At 32.6% G+C, this 13362-nt stretch carries 17 protein-coding genes; all 17 read left to right on the forward strand.

The genetic code is table 11. The annotated features are described in order from the left end of the window. Positions 1-68: 68 nt before the first annotated feature. The 17 genes from RCG17_RS22910 (at position 69) to RCG17_RS22990 (ending at position 13143) form a co-directional block, all read left to right on the forward strand. Complete coding sequence (locus tag RCG17_RS22910; protein ID WP_308172347.1) at positions 69-479, forward strand: BlaI/MecI/CopY family transcriptional regulator; 411 nt, start codon at positions 69-71, stop codon at positions 477-479. Further along, the gene (locus RCG17_RS22915) at positions 472-2715 is read left to right on the forward strand and encodes a M56 family metallopeptidase (protein WP_308172348.1); all 2244 of its coding nucleotides are present in this window, start codon (positions 472-474) and stop codon (positions 2713-2715) included. The genes RCG17_RS22910 and RCG17_RS22915 overlap by 8 nt, the downstream gene beginning before the upstream one ends. A 231-nt stretch (positions 2716-2946) precedes the next feature. Next, a complete protein-coding gene (locus tag RCG17_RS22920) occupies positions 2947-3873 on the forward strand; it encodes a helix-turn-helix domain-containing protein (protein WP_308172349.1) in 927 nt (308 codons plus the stop codon). A 265-nt stretch (positions 3874-4138) separates the two neighbouring features. After that, complete coding sequence (locus RCG17_RS22925; protein WP_308172350.1) at positions 4139-4474, forward strand: DUF4275 family protein; 336 nt, start codon at positions 4139-4141, stop codon at positions 4472-4474. Continuing rightward, on the forward strand, positions 4458-4550 hold the full coding sequence (locus RCG17_RS22930) for a DUF4275 family protein (protein ID WP_308172351.1): 93 nt from the start codon (positions 4458-4460) through the stop codon (positions 4548-4550). The genes RCG17_RS22925 and RCG17_RS22930 overlap by 17 nt, the downstream gene beginning before the upstream one ends. 523 nt (positions 4551-5073) lie before the next feature. Beyond that, positions 5074-5412, forward strand: a complete 339-nt coding sequence (locus RCG17_RS22935; protein WP_308175925.1) for a hypothetical protein — start codon at positions 5074-5076, stop codon at positions 5410-5412. A gap of 179 nt (positions 5413-5591) precedes the next feature. Then, positions 5592-5816 carry a hypothetical protein gene (locus tag RCG17_RS22940; protein WP_308172352.1) on the forward strand — a complete coding sequence of 75 codons (225 nt, stop codon included), beginning with the start codon at positions 5592-5594 and terminating at the stop codon, positions 5814-5816. A gap of 107 nt (positions 5817-5923) precedes the next feature. Beyond that, positions 5924-6289, forward strand: coding sequence for a hypothetical protein (locus RCG17_RS22945; protein ID WP_308172353.1), 366 nt, complete (start codon positions 5924-5926; stop codon positions 6287-6289). Positions 6290-6845: 556 nt separating this feature from the next. Next, on the forward strand, positions 6846-7259 hold the full coding sequence (gene arr, locus RCG17_RS22950) for an NAD(+)--rifampin ADP-ribosyltransferase (RefSeq protein WP_308175926.1): 414 nt from the start codon (positions 6846-6848) through the stop codon (positions 7257-7259). Between the two features lie 321 nt (positions 7260-7580). Beyond that, positions 7581-8012 (forward strand): hypothetical protein, encoded by a 432-nt coding sequence (locus RCG17_RS22955; RefSeq protein WP_308172354.1) that lies wholly within the window; start codon positions 7581-7583, stop codon positions 8010-8012. Between the two features lie 210 nt (positions 8013-8222). Next, positions 8223-8576, forward strand: coding sequence for a hypothetical protein (locus RCG17_RS22960; RefSeq protein WP_308172355.1), 354 nt, complete (start codon positions 8223-8225; stop codon positions 8574-8576). An 89-nt stretch (positions 8577-8665) separates the two neighbouring features. Next, positions 8666-8908, forward strand: coding sequence for a DUF7336 domain-containing protein (locus tag RCG17_RS22965; RefSeq protein WP_308172356.1), 243 nt, complete (start codon positions 8666-8668; stop codon positions 8906-8908). A gap of 128 nt (positions 8909-9036) precedes the next feature. Beyond that, positions 9037-9456 carry a hypothetical protein gene (locus tag RCG17_RS22970; RefSeq protein WP_308172357.1) on the forward strand — a complete coding sequence of 140 codons (420 nt, stop codon included), beginning with the start codon at positions 9037-9039 and terminating at the stop codon, positions 9454-9456. Positions 9457-9687: 231 nt separating this feature from the next. After that, positions 9688-10422 carry a hypothetical protein gene (locus RCG17_RS22975; RefSeq protein WP_308172358.1) on the forward strand — a complete coding sequence of 245 codons (735 nt, stop codon included), beginning with the start codon at positions 9688-9690 and terminating at the stop codon, positions 10420-10422. Between the two features lie 286 nt (positions 10423-10708). Next, positions 10709-11449 (forward strand): hypothetical protein, encoded by a 741-nt coding sequence (locus RCG17_RS22980; protein ID WP_308172359.1) that lies wholly within the window; start codon positions 10709-10711, stop codon positions 11447-11449. Positions 11450-11742: 293 nt separating this feature from the next. After that, positions 11743-12426: a hypothetical protein gene (locus tag RCG17_RS22985; protein ID WP_308172360.1), complete on the forward strand. Its 684-nt coding sequence runs from the start codon at positions 11743-11745 to the stop codon at positions 12424-12426. 222 nt (positions 12427-12648) lie between these two features. Beyond that, entirely contained in the window at positions 12649-13143 is a 495-nt protein-coding gene (locus RCG17_RS22990; RefSeq protein ID WP_308172361.1) for a hypothetical protein, read from the forward strand. Positions 13144-13362 lie beyond the last annotated feature (219 nt).

The following is a 13362-nucleotide window of genomic DNA, read 5'->3' on the forward strand; positions in this document are numbered from 1 at the left end:
ACAAACTGAGATTACATTTGTAATATTGTCTATAAGATTACAAATGTAATATTGGAGGATTTCCTTAAATGACAAATGATTTACCTAAAATATCTGAAGCAGAATTGGAAATTATGAAAGTTCTTTGGGAAAAGGCACCTCAAACAGCCAATGAAATCATTGAAAAGCTGGAGTCAAAAATGGATTGGAAACCAAAAACTATTCGAACGCTTATTAACAGATTAGTTCAGAAAGAAGCTGTGTCTTTTCATCAAGGTAAAGGACGTTTATACGAGTATTATCCTGTGGTTTCGCAAGAGCATTTTTTACAAGTAGAGACTAAATCTTTTCTTAAGCGTTTTTATGGTGCATCCCTAAAACCGTTACTTGTGAATTTTTTGAAGGAAGAGAAGCTGTCATCAGAAGATATTAAAGAACTCAAACTAATTCTGGATGAAAAGAGTGATGAAAAACAGAGGAAGGATAACAAAAATGAGTGAAATTTTTGGATACTATCTACCTCGCTTTTTTAACTGGGTAATAAATACAACCATTATGGCAAGTATCCTGGTGGTGCTCATCCTAGCTGTTAAAATCCTTTTGAGAAACAGGCTAACCCCAAGGTGGCATTACCTTCTTTGGATGATTTTAATTGTAAGACTGCTGCTTCCCTGGGCACCAGGAAGTTCTTATAGTATTTATTCAATCCTTTCAAATGGGCACGTAAACACTATTTCTGTTCAATATAAACCTGATAACTCTATTAATAACAAACTTAATCAGGAACCGACAAATATACCCGACAATTTGGCCTCTAAGCAAGATCAAAAAGAAATATCCAACATACCTCATACAATTAAGGAGACTAACCCAAATACAATCAATTCAGAAGTGGTGCGGAATAAGAAACAACCGAATCAACAGAACAAACATAACAAACCAATTTCTTTAAATACTATTGCTTTATACATTTGGTTAACGGGAATTTTGGTTATCAGTTTCATTTCATACCGTGAAAACAGGAGGTTATACAGCCTAATAAAAAAACAACCAATGATTACAGATAAAAGAATTGTAGAGATGTTTGAGAACTGTAAAAAAGCTATGTCTATTCGAAAGATGATCACAATTCTCTCATTTGATAAATTATCAAGCCCAACAGTACTTGGATTTTTACGACCAAGGGTTTTACTCTCTAAGCAGTTAATAAATCAGCTTACGGATTCCCAACTGCGACATATATTTTACCATGAATTAGCCCATGTCAAACGAAAAGATGTAGCATTTAATTGGCTAATGTATTGTTTGTTAATCCTAAATTGGTTTAACCCCATTCTTTGGTTAGCTTACTTTTGCATGAGGGAGGACCAGGAACTTGCATGTGATGCGTACGCTCTTTCTTACTTGGATGATGAGGAAAAAATCCCTTATGGACTAACGATTATCAACCTCTTAGAACATTACTCAAATTTTTATCAGGTACCAAGTTTGGCCAATTTGAGCAGAAATAAAGGCACATTAAAGAGGAGGATCTTTATGATTAAAACTTTCCAGAAAAAATCGTATCGTTGGTCTGCTCTCGGTTTCATTACGGTTCTTGCCGTTTCATCTTTGACCCTGCTAAATGCACATGCAGATGGGTCCAATGGTAAGCAAATAAAACAAACAACAGAAAAAGTTTCAAAGAATGAAAACAAAAAAGAGCAAACTGTGTATATCCCCCCAATACAAAAAGAAAGTTTTAAAGTTATGACAAAAGAAGAAGTTCTTACGAAAATGCTTAATACTGTCGATTATTTTAAAACTGCCAAAGGGGAATTTAAAATACATTATGGAAATATTGATGGTCCAATTAGCTATTCGATCATTGATTACGAACTTAGTTTGAAAAATAATTATAATGCAGGCGGTTATAGTAAAACAACCGGGGTTGTAAATGGAAAGGAAACATTGAGATATAATTATTATAGGGATGGCGAGATGTGGGATTTAAATCCGGAGACTGCAACGTATACTGAAGCAGGATATTTAACGGGTGAAAAGCAAGGGACCTTAAAAATTCAAGATGCATTTCCACAGACCGATGTAACAAACTATCGTGAACGCCCTCCTATTGGCCAGGCAATGAGTTCTTTATTCCCTTATGAAATTGCGTCAAATTATACAAGGAATTTAGATACCTGGGAAATAGAAAAACAAAACGAAGAATTGTTAGGTCATAACATGCTGGTTATTAAAGGGAAAATAAACAAAATAGTCAACAAGTCCTTCAGGTTCTGGGTAGATAAAGATACGGGAATACTCGTCAAATACGAAACCTACGATGCGTCTGGCAAGGTCAATGATTATTTATACCCAACAAAACTTGAGATAAATGTGCCTATTGATCGTAATGATTTTGTTCCAAAATCATTAGATGCTTATAAGAAATTCGACAAGTCTTTAATCAAAAAAGGACCGATTTTAGAGACTGGTAACATTGATAATGAAATACCAAAGGAATTGAAAACTCAATGGGACGAAGCGAAGAAAAAACCAAATGAAACCACCATCTTAAATCAAAATGACATATGGTATATCTCCGTAAAAAGGGGTTACCTGGCAGATTATATTGAGGTAAATGGTAAGGAAGGTACATTATTTTTGGCAAAAACCTCACGGCAAAAATCACAATTTATTTTCCATGCTCTTGCTAAAGGATATAAAGTGGACACACTTAAAATTAAATATGAATAAATCACATGGAAGCGATACTAGGATTGAGTATCGCTTTCTTTATGTTGTCGTAATTTTATAAGTTATGACACAGACCAAACCTAAACAATCGGGCGCTATCCTTGAACTGAACAAGGGTAAGCGCTCATTTTCCACTTTAAGGGGTTAGTTGAATAAAGCGAAAGTATTTTTAGAAATTATTTGACTTTCCCCCAAGAGTATAAATTACTGTATGAATAGGAGGTGGAAATAATGAAAATTAGTGATGCAATGAAAGAAACAGGGCTTACTAGAAAGGCGATTTATTATTATGAAGAGTTGGGGTTGATTAGTCCAACTCAAGAGGGTGAGAATTCATATCGCAACTATTCAGAGTCGGACATCCAAAGGTTGAAACAAATTAAAGCTCTTAGGCTACTTGATATTTCACTGGATCAAATTAAAGGTATCTTTGATAATCCGTTAGCATTTAATGATATTATGGAGGACCAATTAGAAAAAATTAAGGAAAAAATAGATGTCCTAAACAATACAGAAAATATTATTAAATCAATGTTAACCCAAAATGGAAGTAACAATGTTTCACTATCGAAAAACCTTGATAAGTTAAATCACTATTTAGTCTTGAATGCAAAAGCATCTAAAAACTTTATGAAGAAGGAACTTGAAAGAATTTTCCCGTCAGGATTTGGTAAATTAATGGCGATAATGTATGGAACATTCTTAGATGAACCAATTGATTCAAAGGAAAAGGAAATGGCTTGGTTACAACTTGTAAACACTCTTGACTCAACTGAAATTGTGGAATTTCCAGATGAAATTAATTCCATTTTAAATAAGTTTTATGAACAAATTTCAAAAGAAGGAATCGATAATTTTGATGCCCAGATTCAACGAATATCCAATAACATTTCATCCTTCTCAGATAATATTTCAGAAGAAGAAAAAGAAGTTATTAAGGGGAAAATGGATAAAGCACAAAATCAAGAAGGATATAACGAACTATTGGAAATGAGTAAGAAATTATTTCAATACATCCAAGACAACCCTAATATTATCCCAGCGGATTTTTCAAAATATCTTAAAATCTTAAGTAAAAAATACAATGAAGTTATTAATAACTTTTCAAAAGCTTTTAAATCAGAATACACCATAGGAAAAACTTTTGGTACAAATTGATATCTTATAAAGGGTGGTGTTTTTTAAGAAAGCGTCACCCACTTTCTTCTTTAACTATTGGTGGCTTTAATGAATTACTTAGGAAGGTTTTACAGCTCTTTGGTATTTTTCAATATTCAGCAATCGGGCGCTTTACTTCAATATGGAGTAAAGCTTTTTCTTTATTCAAGTAAAGGGTCAGGTTACTTCAATAAACCTTTAGCAGGGAATTTATAAAATGATGTGGAATAGTGTTTTATCGTGGTAATTTATAGGGGGAAATTGGGTGGGTTTAATTACACTATTAGAAGATAATGGAATTGTTGTTACACAACATAACAAAGGTACAGAATTGCGTTTAAAATGGATTAATAAGTTTGTTGGCAAAATGAGTACATTTGAAGAGAAATCTATATTTATTGACCAATTTTTATGGCACGTATTTAGTTATGAGAAGATAAAATGCTTAGAGAATAAAGAAGCAAATGATGCATTTAATAAGCAGAAAAAGAAGGTTTGTTATGTTTTTTATCAACAAAGTAACAATGCTTACAAACTAAATAATGCTGATAAATTAAAGGCTGATTATTTACAGAACGAAATTGATGTATATAGTTGTTGATGGGGATTTTAATTGGACGTATGTAAAAACACACGAAGGTGATTGCGGACCTTATTTTTATAAATCAATTAATTAATTCTTCTTTAGTAACATTGTGGATATTTTCACTTAAACTAACAGGGGCGTTAGCAGTAGAACAAATTAATCGATTTTAGGGCTGGGGCAACATCTTAGGTATTCCAGAAAAGGGCGCGTTACTGGGAGATCCGGCTCATTGCCGGATTTTTTATTATTCAATTAAAGCACTCGATATTTGAAGAAGGATTTTTAATTTAAACAGACGAAATTATTAGGAATTCAAGAAAATTTATAGTGGAAAAGGCTAATAAGGGGAAGCAAAAATGAAAAAAATTCCGACATCTATTAGAAACTATTGTGTTCGGTGTAGTGAAATAACAGACTTTATTTTTCTTAAAACAGAGAGAATAAAAGGATTAGGTGAACTAGTCATATTCGAATGCAATAAATGTGGTGAACCACAGAACATTTTCCGAAACGATCTTAAAGATGTCATTAATAATTTTAGTGAATGGGAAAAGGGTAAGAAACTGGAGATAGCAGAAGATGAAAAAATTGAGCAGTTAGTTCGGAAGGATATTATGAACTTAGATGAATTGAAAAAAAACAAACCAACAAACCAATGGGTAGAGAATGGTGAGGATGATGAATTTTTTACTAAAAAAAATATAAATGAAATAAATGAAGTTCTTAACGCCTACATTGACAACTTAGTGAAACTAGGGGCTAATTCTTCCGAAGAAGAAATAATGAAAGCAGTTAAGGAAGTGGTCATTCGAATAAATGACTTAAATGAAAAATACGATTATTTTATCGAAACGATGGAGAGAGAAGACTTGTATCAGTTTATTGATACTGCTGCAAAGATAGCTGGGTTGGAATCCGAGGACGACATTACTGAAGAGTGGAGAGAATGGTAAATTAAGTTTCTCTATTTAAATGAATGGGGGCAAGAGTTAGAGTTCGATTACCTGCAATGATCGCTTCGACGGTCATTTTTCTTGTTGAAGTAAACGTGTCAGTTTAGTGTAATAAGGCTCCTTCCTAAAAAGGATATTTTTATTAATCAAGAGAATTAAAATAGAATGGATTTAAATTAGTGAAGGAGCTAAATATGAAAAACAAAACAATCATTGATATTAGGTATTATGGAACTGAACAATATAAATTTGACCGTTCACTAAATGCAATTGGTGAAAGATACGCTAGAAAACTACGTGAGTTGGATTTTAAAACAGGTGAATATGACCATATATACATCAATTTAATCGAATCCTTAAATGAGGGGTGTGTGGAAATTTTAACTCAAGAAGACGTAATTTAAATCAAGATGAAAAACACTTATTTATTATTGAATTGACTAAGGATGTTTTACGTGTCCTTTGTGAGAGAGATGGACTTGACTTTTCTGTTGTAAAGGAAGTCGAGGAAATGATATTACGTTATAAAACAGAATTAGAAATTTTACATAAGGTAAAGGAAACAACAAAATATAAAGTGGTTATTATTAGCTATCAGATTAGACCCTTAAACAATGCTTCTACTTCAAATATTGAATACACAGATAAAACCAAAGGTGTTAGCAAGAAAAAAATACTTACTACTCTTAAAATGTATGAAGATATTTTTTACTTAGTTTCATCTATTAACGTTACAAAGGAATTTGTAACATTAAAACCAAGAGTATCATCAATAGCAGAAATGCATCTACGTTCGTATAGAACACCTATCCAAATCCCTGTTGAAGATTTGTTAAACAAAAATGATAAAATTTCTCCAAAAGTTATCTTAAGGTAACGGGTGGCTTTAGTAAAAAAATCAGAGTGCATTTTTGCAGTTCTACCACATTTCCCACTATTCCGCAATCGGGCGCTTTCGGGGAATAACGTATTTATTTCTTGGGCCAGTTAGCGGAATAAATTTATTTTTTTAGAATATCACAGGAAAAGCATGGGCTTTTAAATAATGAAGAAATGTAGTTCAAAATGTGATTTCATTAATTTGGAGGTAAGATTAGATGAATATAAAATTTGATCAAAACAACGTCGTTATTAAACTCTGTATGAGTGGGATGAACATGGAAGATGGCGGAAACGTTGAAGGTGCAACCACGATGTTTCATCAAGCTTGGCACGAAGCAAAAGACGACTATGAAAGGTTTATTGCAGCTTATCATTTGGCTCGTCAACAAAAGAGTATTACAGACAAATTGAAATGGATGGAAACATCTTTACAGTGTGCACTAAATATAAATGATAAAAATGTTAAGAGTGCATACTCAACATTATATTTAAACATTGCCAAATGCTATGAGGAGTTGTGTGATTCTGATAATGCAAAAAGAAATTATGAATTGTCAAATTCATATGAGGGTGCACCTTCTGATGAAGGACCATTTTATCATGGGACAAAGGCAGATTTGCAGGTTGGTGATTTACTGACAGCGGGTGGAGATTCAAATTACAAACCTGAGCTTAAAATGAACCATATTTATTTCACTGCTAATGCTAATGGCGCAGGACTTGCAGCAGCATTAGCAAAAGGAGAAGGAAGAGAACGCGTTTATATAATAGAACCAACAGGTGAATTTGAAAACGACCCAAATGTTACTGACAAAAAGTTTCCGGGTAACTTAACACGATCTTATCGCTCAAAAGAACCTTTAAGAATTATTGGTGAAGAAACAGAGTGGGCGAAACTGACAACTACGGAGCGACGTGAATGGCGCGAAAATTTAGCCAAAAACAAGGGCGAAATTATTAACTGAACATATTTAAAAGGAGTAAAATAGTTACTTTTCAAGTTTATCTGAGGGCTAACACATAAAATAAAGCAAGGCATCCTACGTGATATATCGTAGAGTGCCCAATTTGGCTGATGATCCAAGACCACTCAGCTTTTATACCTAATAAAGGGTAAACATTAATTTTTATTTTACCGATACTCCGCAATCGGGCGCGAAAACGCAACAACCTGGACTGTTTTTGAGCAGTCCATTTTTCTTGGTCTTTAATTAGTAATAGGCAGGTTTGTGTAAGAAGGATTATTTATAAGGTTCAACGAAAATACCTTTTTATGGGGGGATAAAGTGGAAATAAATGTTTTATTTTATAAAATTCAAAAGGGAACAATTACAACTGAGGATTATGTAAATTGGTCTTATAGTCAATTAGAGAAAAATGTATCATCACCATCCTTAAATATTATCTCTTCATTTTCGTTCGATGATAATCTATTTGAAGTGGAAATGTATTTTAAAAGAGCAATAGATGAGTTGGCAATAAACGAACCAACCTTTGATATATGTGCAAGGGTATATATAGGCTTTTTAGCAAATAAAATTAAAAAAGCTTATGAGCATACAGTAATATTCGATTTAGCTGATATGATTTTTCAAATTGCTGCTACGGAATTAGATAATGCAGATGACTTGTTTGCTTGGTTTGAAATTAGTGAAATGATTGATAGGCTAAATTATGATGATCAATCTTTTATGTTGAATGAAGACGATTTAATTTAAAGGATAAAGAATGAGGCTGAAATCCTACAAAGGTATATTAATTAAATATTCCTTATTGAACGAACGTGGCGTTTGTTCAGTTAGGTCAGCTGCTTCTTAAGCTAACGATACAGATTAGTGCAAGAAGGAGAAATAAGAAAAAACAGCGAAATCATACACCTATTGAACGAAGCTGGAGAGATAACGATTTGAATACAAGGAGAGCTGATAATGTTCGAGACCATTGGTTGGCGGTTTTACATAAACGCAAAAACTAAAGATAATGCTCAAAATGTATTAACAAGAATTGAAAAGGTTACTGGTAACCTAAAAATTAGTTCATTAGAACAATATTGGAAAGACAATTCACTCTTTGAAGTTTATTGTGATTCTTCGTTTCAGGTAGAGGAACCAGAAAAGGCAATATTCGAAGTTCTTCTTTTGGTTAATCAATTAGGACACGATATAGATATTGTCGGTCCTCTGTTATATGAAAATGAACAAGTGGAATTCTCGGGTAATTGTTCGAGACCATCTATCGTTGGGTTAAAGTGGCTTCATTTTTATTTAGATAATTTCAGATAAATGTCGTTCATAATAGGCTACTCCATATTCAATTAACGGAGTGCTTTTGTTTCACAATTAATATTCGAATAAATAGGGGAAGTGTTTCTGTGCGGTATGTATATGTTTTAGAACACAGTTACGAGTATGAATATGAAGGCGAAATGTTTGATGAGATAAAAATGATTGGTGTCTTTTCAACAAAAGAAAAGGCGGAAGAAGTGATTGAAAAATATATGACACTACCTGGGTTTGAAGACCATCCCAAGGAATGCTTTCATATAGGTAAATACGAGATTGATAAAATTAGTGGATGGGAAGAAGGCTTTATTAAATGGACGGATGCTTATTAAGCTAACGGGTAGCAAGAGTTGAATAACAGGGTTGTCGTTGCAGCAACTTTTCCTTATTGTGCTAACTGGCAGTTAAAGATGCAGTCGAGGTATAATTATCGTTAATAATACTTTTAAAGGTGATTGTTATGACCGTTAAAAATGAATTGGTTGTGTGGAACCCAAAGAGTGAGATACCACTAAAGTTGCTTGAATTAGAAAAATATGAGTGGAATGAAACTGGGTTCAGTATTACCCTATGTGCTGACGAAAGATTAATAAGATTTAGTTTCAATTTTGTTATGTCATTTCAAAGCACTAATGAACAGATGATGCTAAGATTTAGGGATTCATATGGGGAGTTAAGAGATAAAAAGTTTTCAAACTATGTGTGGTCATTATTCAAAGTAAAGAACTCAGATTACATAAAATGGTTTAATGAACAACACCTCAATCGGTACGAAACCATAGCAAGTAATGTGGAACATTATTTATTTGTCACTGAAGATGAGATATTAGAAGTGATAAACGACCACCCTCCAACCATTCATATTGAAAAGAAAAGATGATATTTAACTAACAGGTGCATTACTGGAACAACGGTAATGCTATTTTCTTATTGAAGTAACCGTTAATTAAAAAAGGAGAATAATTGTGTGTTGTTGAATTAATACCTATTTGCTGCAGTTTTTAATGTTTCCCGTCCCTTCAGATGTTTTTAATGCTTATTTGCAGTTAATAGCGGGTGGACAACCGAAAGGAGAAAGAATATTATTTCTTTAAATAAAGGATGGTTTGATATGACGGCAGTTTTATGTTATACCACTGATTACTTATCTTTGATTATTTCTAATAAAAGAGTATCTTACGGTAAATACGCTGAAGCAGGATACACCGATGAGTATGAAAAATTGGTTAATCTCCCCGAAATGGGTTGGGCAGCTGGTGCCGGAGCAGCTGGTTATTTAGATCAACTTAAAGAATCACTGGCAAATACAGTGATTTCAAGTGTTCAGGACATTATGGATGTTTATAATAAAGTATCTACTTCTTTTTCTTTAAATCCCTTTTATTCGGAGGAGGATTTAAATAGTAGTGCTGTAGTGGCTTCTTGGATAGGTTTTGATGAAGAAATCAACTCTATAAAGTTTCGCATCGGTGTTCTTTCTTCGGAGCATATAGGACAAGAAGGAATGGGAAGTTTAAGAGATAATCAGATATTTACCCTTTATCCAATTGATTACATAGAAGATGAGGATAAAATAAGAGATTTGTGGAATAGACATGGATGGGAATATCAGTTTAATGGTGATATAAATGCACTTTTTGAAAAGATGTTCACCATTCTTAATGAAATCTCCAGTCATTCAAAATATGTAAGTTCAACCTGTGATATAGGATTACAAATCTTACTAGGTGATGGGATATATAAAGTTAAATTCTCAGGAGAAATAGACGAACTTATAAACGAAGTAAAAGCAAATTGCATTCATGAACGATATCAACTGATAAGTAGGATCGGCAGCAATGATTAAGGAGAATGACTCTAAATAACACGGGTGCTTGAGTTCACAATGTATGTTCCGATTGGAAACAACATAATGATGGCTGTGGCGGTCATTATTTCTTGTTTAAATAACGTTCCAGTTTACTGATTGAAAGTCCTTAAGCAACATATCAGCCCTAAAGACTCGGATTTCACATTTTGGGATGCTTTTCTTTTTAGCTCGATGGATATGTCATGATCCCTGTATTTGCTTTTATTTGTATCACTTTTAATTGATATATCATTTGTTGCAACATGGGAAAAGGAGAGGAAAAATGAATTACATATTTACGGATATTTCTACCCATCTGGATTTTGGTCTTGGCGTAACGGCTGGGAAATTCAGAGAGGCTGCAAATTTTTTAGATCAAGCTGAAGATTATAAGTCAGGAATACAATCGGATGAACTTCCTACCCTTTATCTATACCGTCATTCCATTGAACTGTATTTGAAATCGCTAATCATCATTTTACATAAAAAGCTACAACTTCCTTACAAAAATGGAGAGGTACCGTTTGATACCACTACCCCTTATGTCTACAATAAGAAAAAAAAACAATGGACCGAACTAACGAAAACCCATGATATTTATACATTGTATTCCTATTTTATAAGTCTGGTTACACAGCACAAACCATTGCTAGAACAAAAAGCACCTAAAGGTGGTTGGAATATAGAGAAGCCAGAAAATGAGAAATATGTGAATCTGATTCGGAATTATGATTTTGACAGCACCTATTTCCGTTATCCCGTTACCAAAAATACAAATATGGATAAGCATAAATATGGAGTAGAACGGGTGATGGATGAACAATCATTAATGAAAAAAATACAAGCAAATAAACCAGAAAAGGAATTTACTCTTCTTATTTTAGATGAAAATGACAACTTCGTAGAAGCTCATCGAAAAACCCATAGCCGTTTACAAGGTGTTGCAGAAGCTTTGAAAGAACTATCGTATTTTTTAGAGGGAATTCATATCATGACAAGAATGGCGTTATGTGATGGATGGTAAACAACAAACAACTCGACGAATCTCGTTGGGTTGTCTTATTTTCCGCTACAGATTCAAATGATTCGGGTGCCTACTGGTATATTTCTAAATAAGCGGAGATGCATTTTTCTTATTAAGCTAAGGCACCGTTTGTTCAATAAGAAATCACAAAAGGAATGAGCATTTACTGTAAAATGAGATTAGACGTATTAATGTTCTAATAAAAAAGTTATGCAAAAAATCAAGGTGATGCACATTAGAAAAAAATGCGAAGAATAATACACAGACAAATAGTAATTTGTTGAGGAGACGTTATGACTAAATTATCGAATGAAAATTGGGAAAATAAAATTATTTGTATAAATAATGAGTTCTCCTATGATTACTACAAAGAATTAGTTAACAAATATATGAAAAATGATTGTAGGGAGATTAACTTTCAGAATCGTGTTGTTGTTCCATTTTTAGAAAGATTATTTATTAACACTGAAGGTATATCGATTGTTGATGTTTCGATGCAATATAAGAACAGAAATAGTGAAATACATGATACTTTTAATTACTCATCACAAGAAAAAGCTGCTGCACCGCCAGATTTGTTAATAGCAGATAATTGGAACTATGCTAATAAAAATAATAAGGAAATTAATTATCTTGCGGCCATTGAAATTAAATCCCCTGTTTTAGACCCTATTTATGATAAAAAAATTGAAGAATACAAGAAGCATACCAGAAATGAGGTGAGCTTTCATTTAGAGGCAAATCGTAAAGTAATACTAACTGATTGTATCAGATGGCAATTTTTTGAAAGTGGATGTGAATTAGATCCAATACAAACCATTGACTTATTCGATGAAAATAAAAAATGGAAAACAAAAATTGTAAAAAACGATGAGTTTTTGATAGAACAATTACAATTAGATTCTACAAGAGAAGATGATCCTGATAAATGGAAGCTGTTGTGTGGGTATATACCTAAATTTTTAACTGAAAATTAACATTATTAAATGACATTTTATGGATCGATAATATAATAAATTCAAATCTTTCAGCGAGATTGCAATAAAGAGACAAATTCCAATTTATTCGACTGAATAAAATGAGAATAATGTATGATTAATTTAATGCACATTTTTCTTATATTATGATATAGTATCTCATTTAGCTTCAAAAACGAGTTTGTGAAACAATGGACTTAAACTATAGGGGGCAATAAGAACATGACGACTTTAATGAAGAAAATAAAAAAGAAGATTCCAGTAAAAATTCAAAGTGCATCTATCAGTTATCTAGGAATGTCACTTGAATTGGGATTAAAGAAAAAAATTTCACATGAACATCTTAGAGAACTCTATGTAATCCGAAATACTTTGTCCTATTTTTATTTTCTTTATCAACATAAATATGAACTTATCGAGAATCCTTTTGACGACGAACAAAATAATCTTATTGACTTAGCGAAGGAAGTATTTAGCACTTATAAAAAGCTTGCGGATGTATTATTAGGTAGTGAATATTTTAGCCTAATAGAATTTAACATAAGAGATAGAATCTTGCAGTCCTTCGATTATGTTAATATACAAGATGCATATCTAGATGCCCATCCTGATAACGATCTTAGTGAAGAAAAAATTATTCCGATGGTAGAGGGACTTTTAACTATGTTTGAAGAAATAACGGAGGCAATTCAAGAGCAGGAAAAAAGCTTAAACTAATTAACTCCAATACATTATTAATGTTCATTTAAAATAAAGTTCGATTAATTGGTTTTGTTCATTTGCAGGTATTTCCATGTAAATCTATAATTTACATTCAATTTTATTGGCTTAATACACTTTTCAACAATCGGGCGCTTTTGATGAAGATAACAATAACAGTATTTAGAAGTGGTTAAATCGAAAATGATATGGCCATATAAATAACCCGGATTCTTC

The sequence above is a fragment of the Neobacillus sp. PS3-12 genome (assembly GCF_030915385.1).
Lineage (GTDB): Bacteria > Bacillota > Bacilli > Bacillales > Cytobacillaceae > JAEVLT01.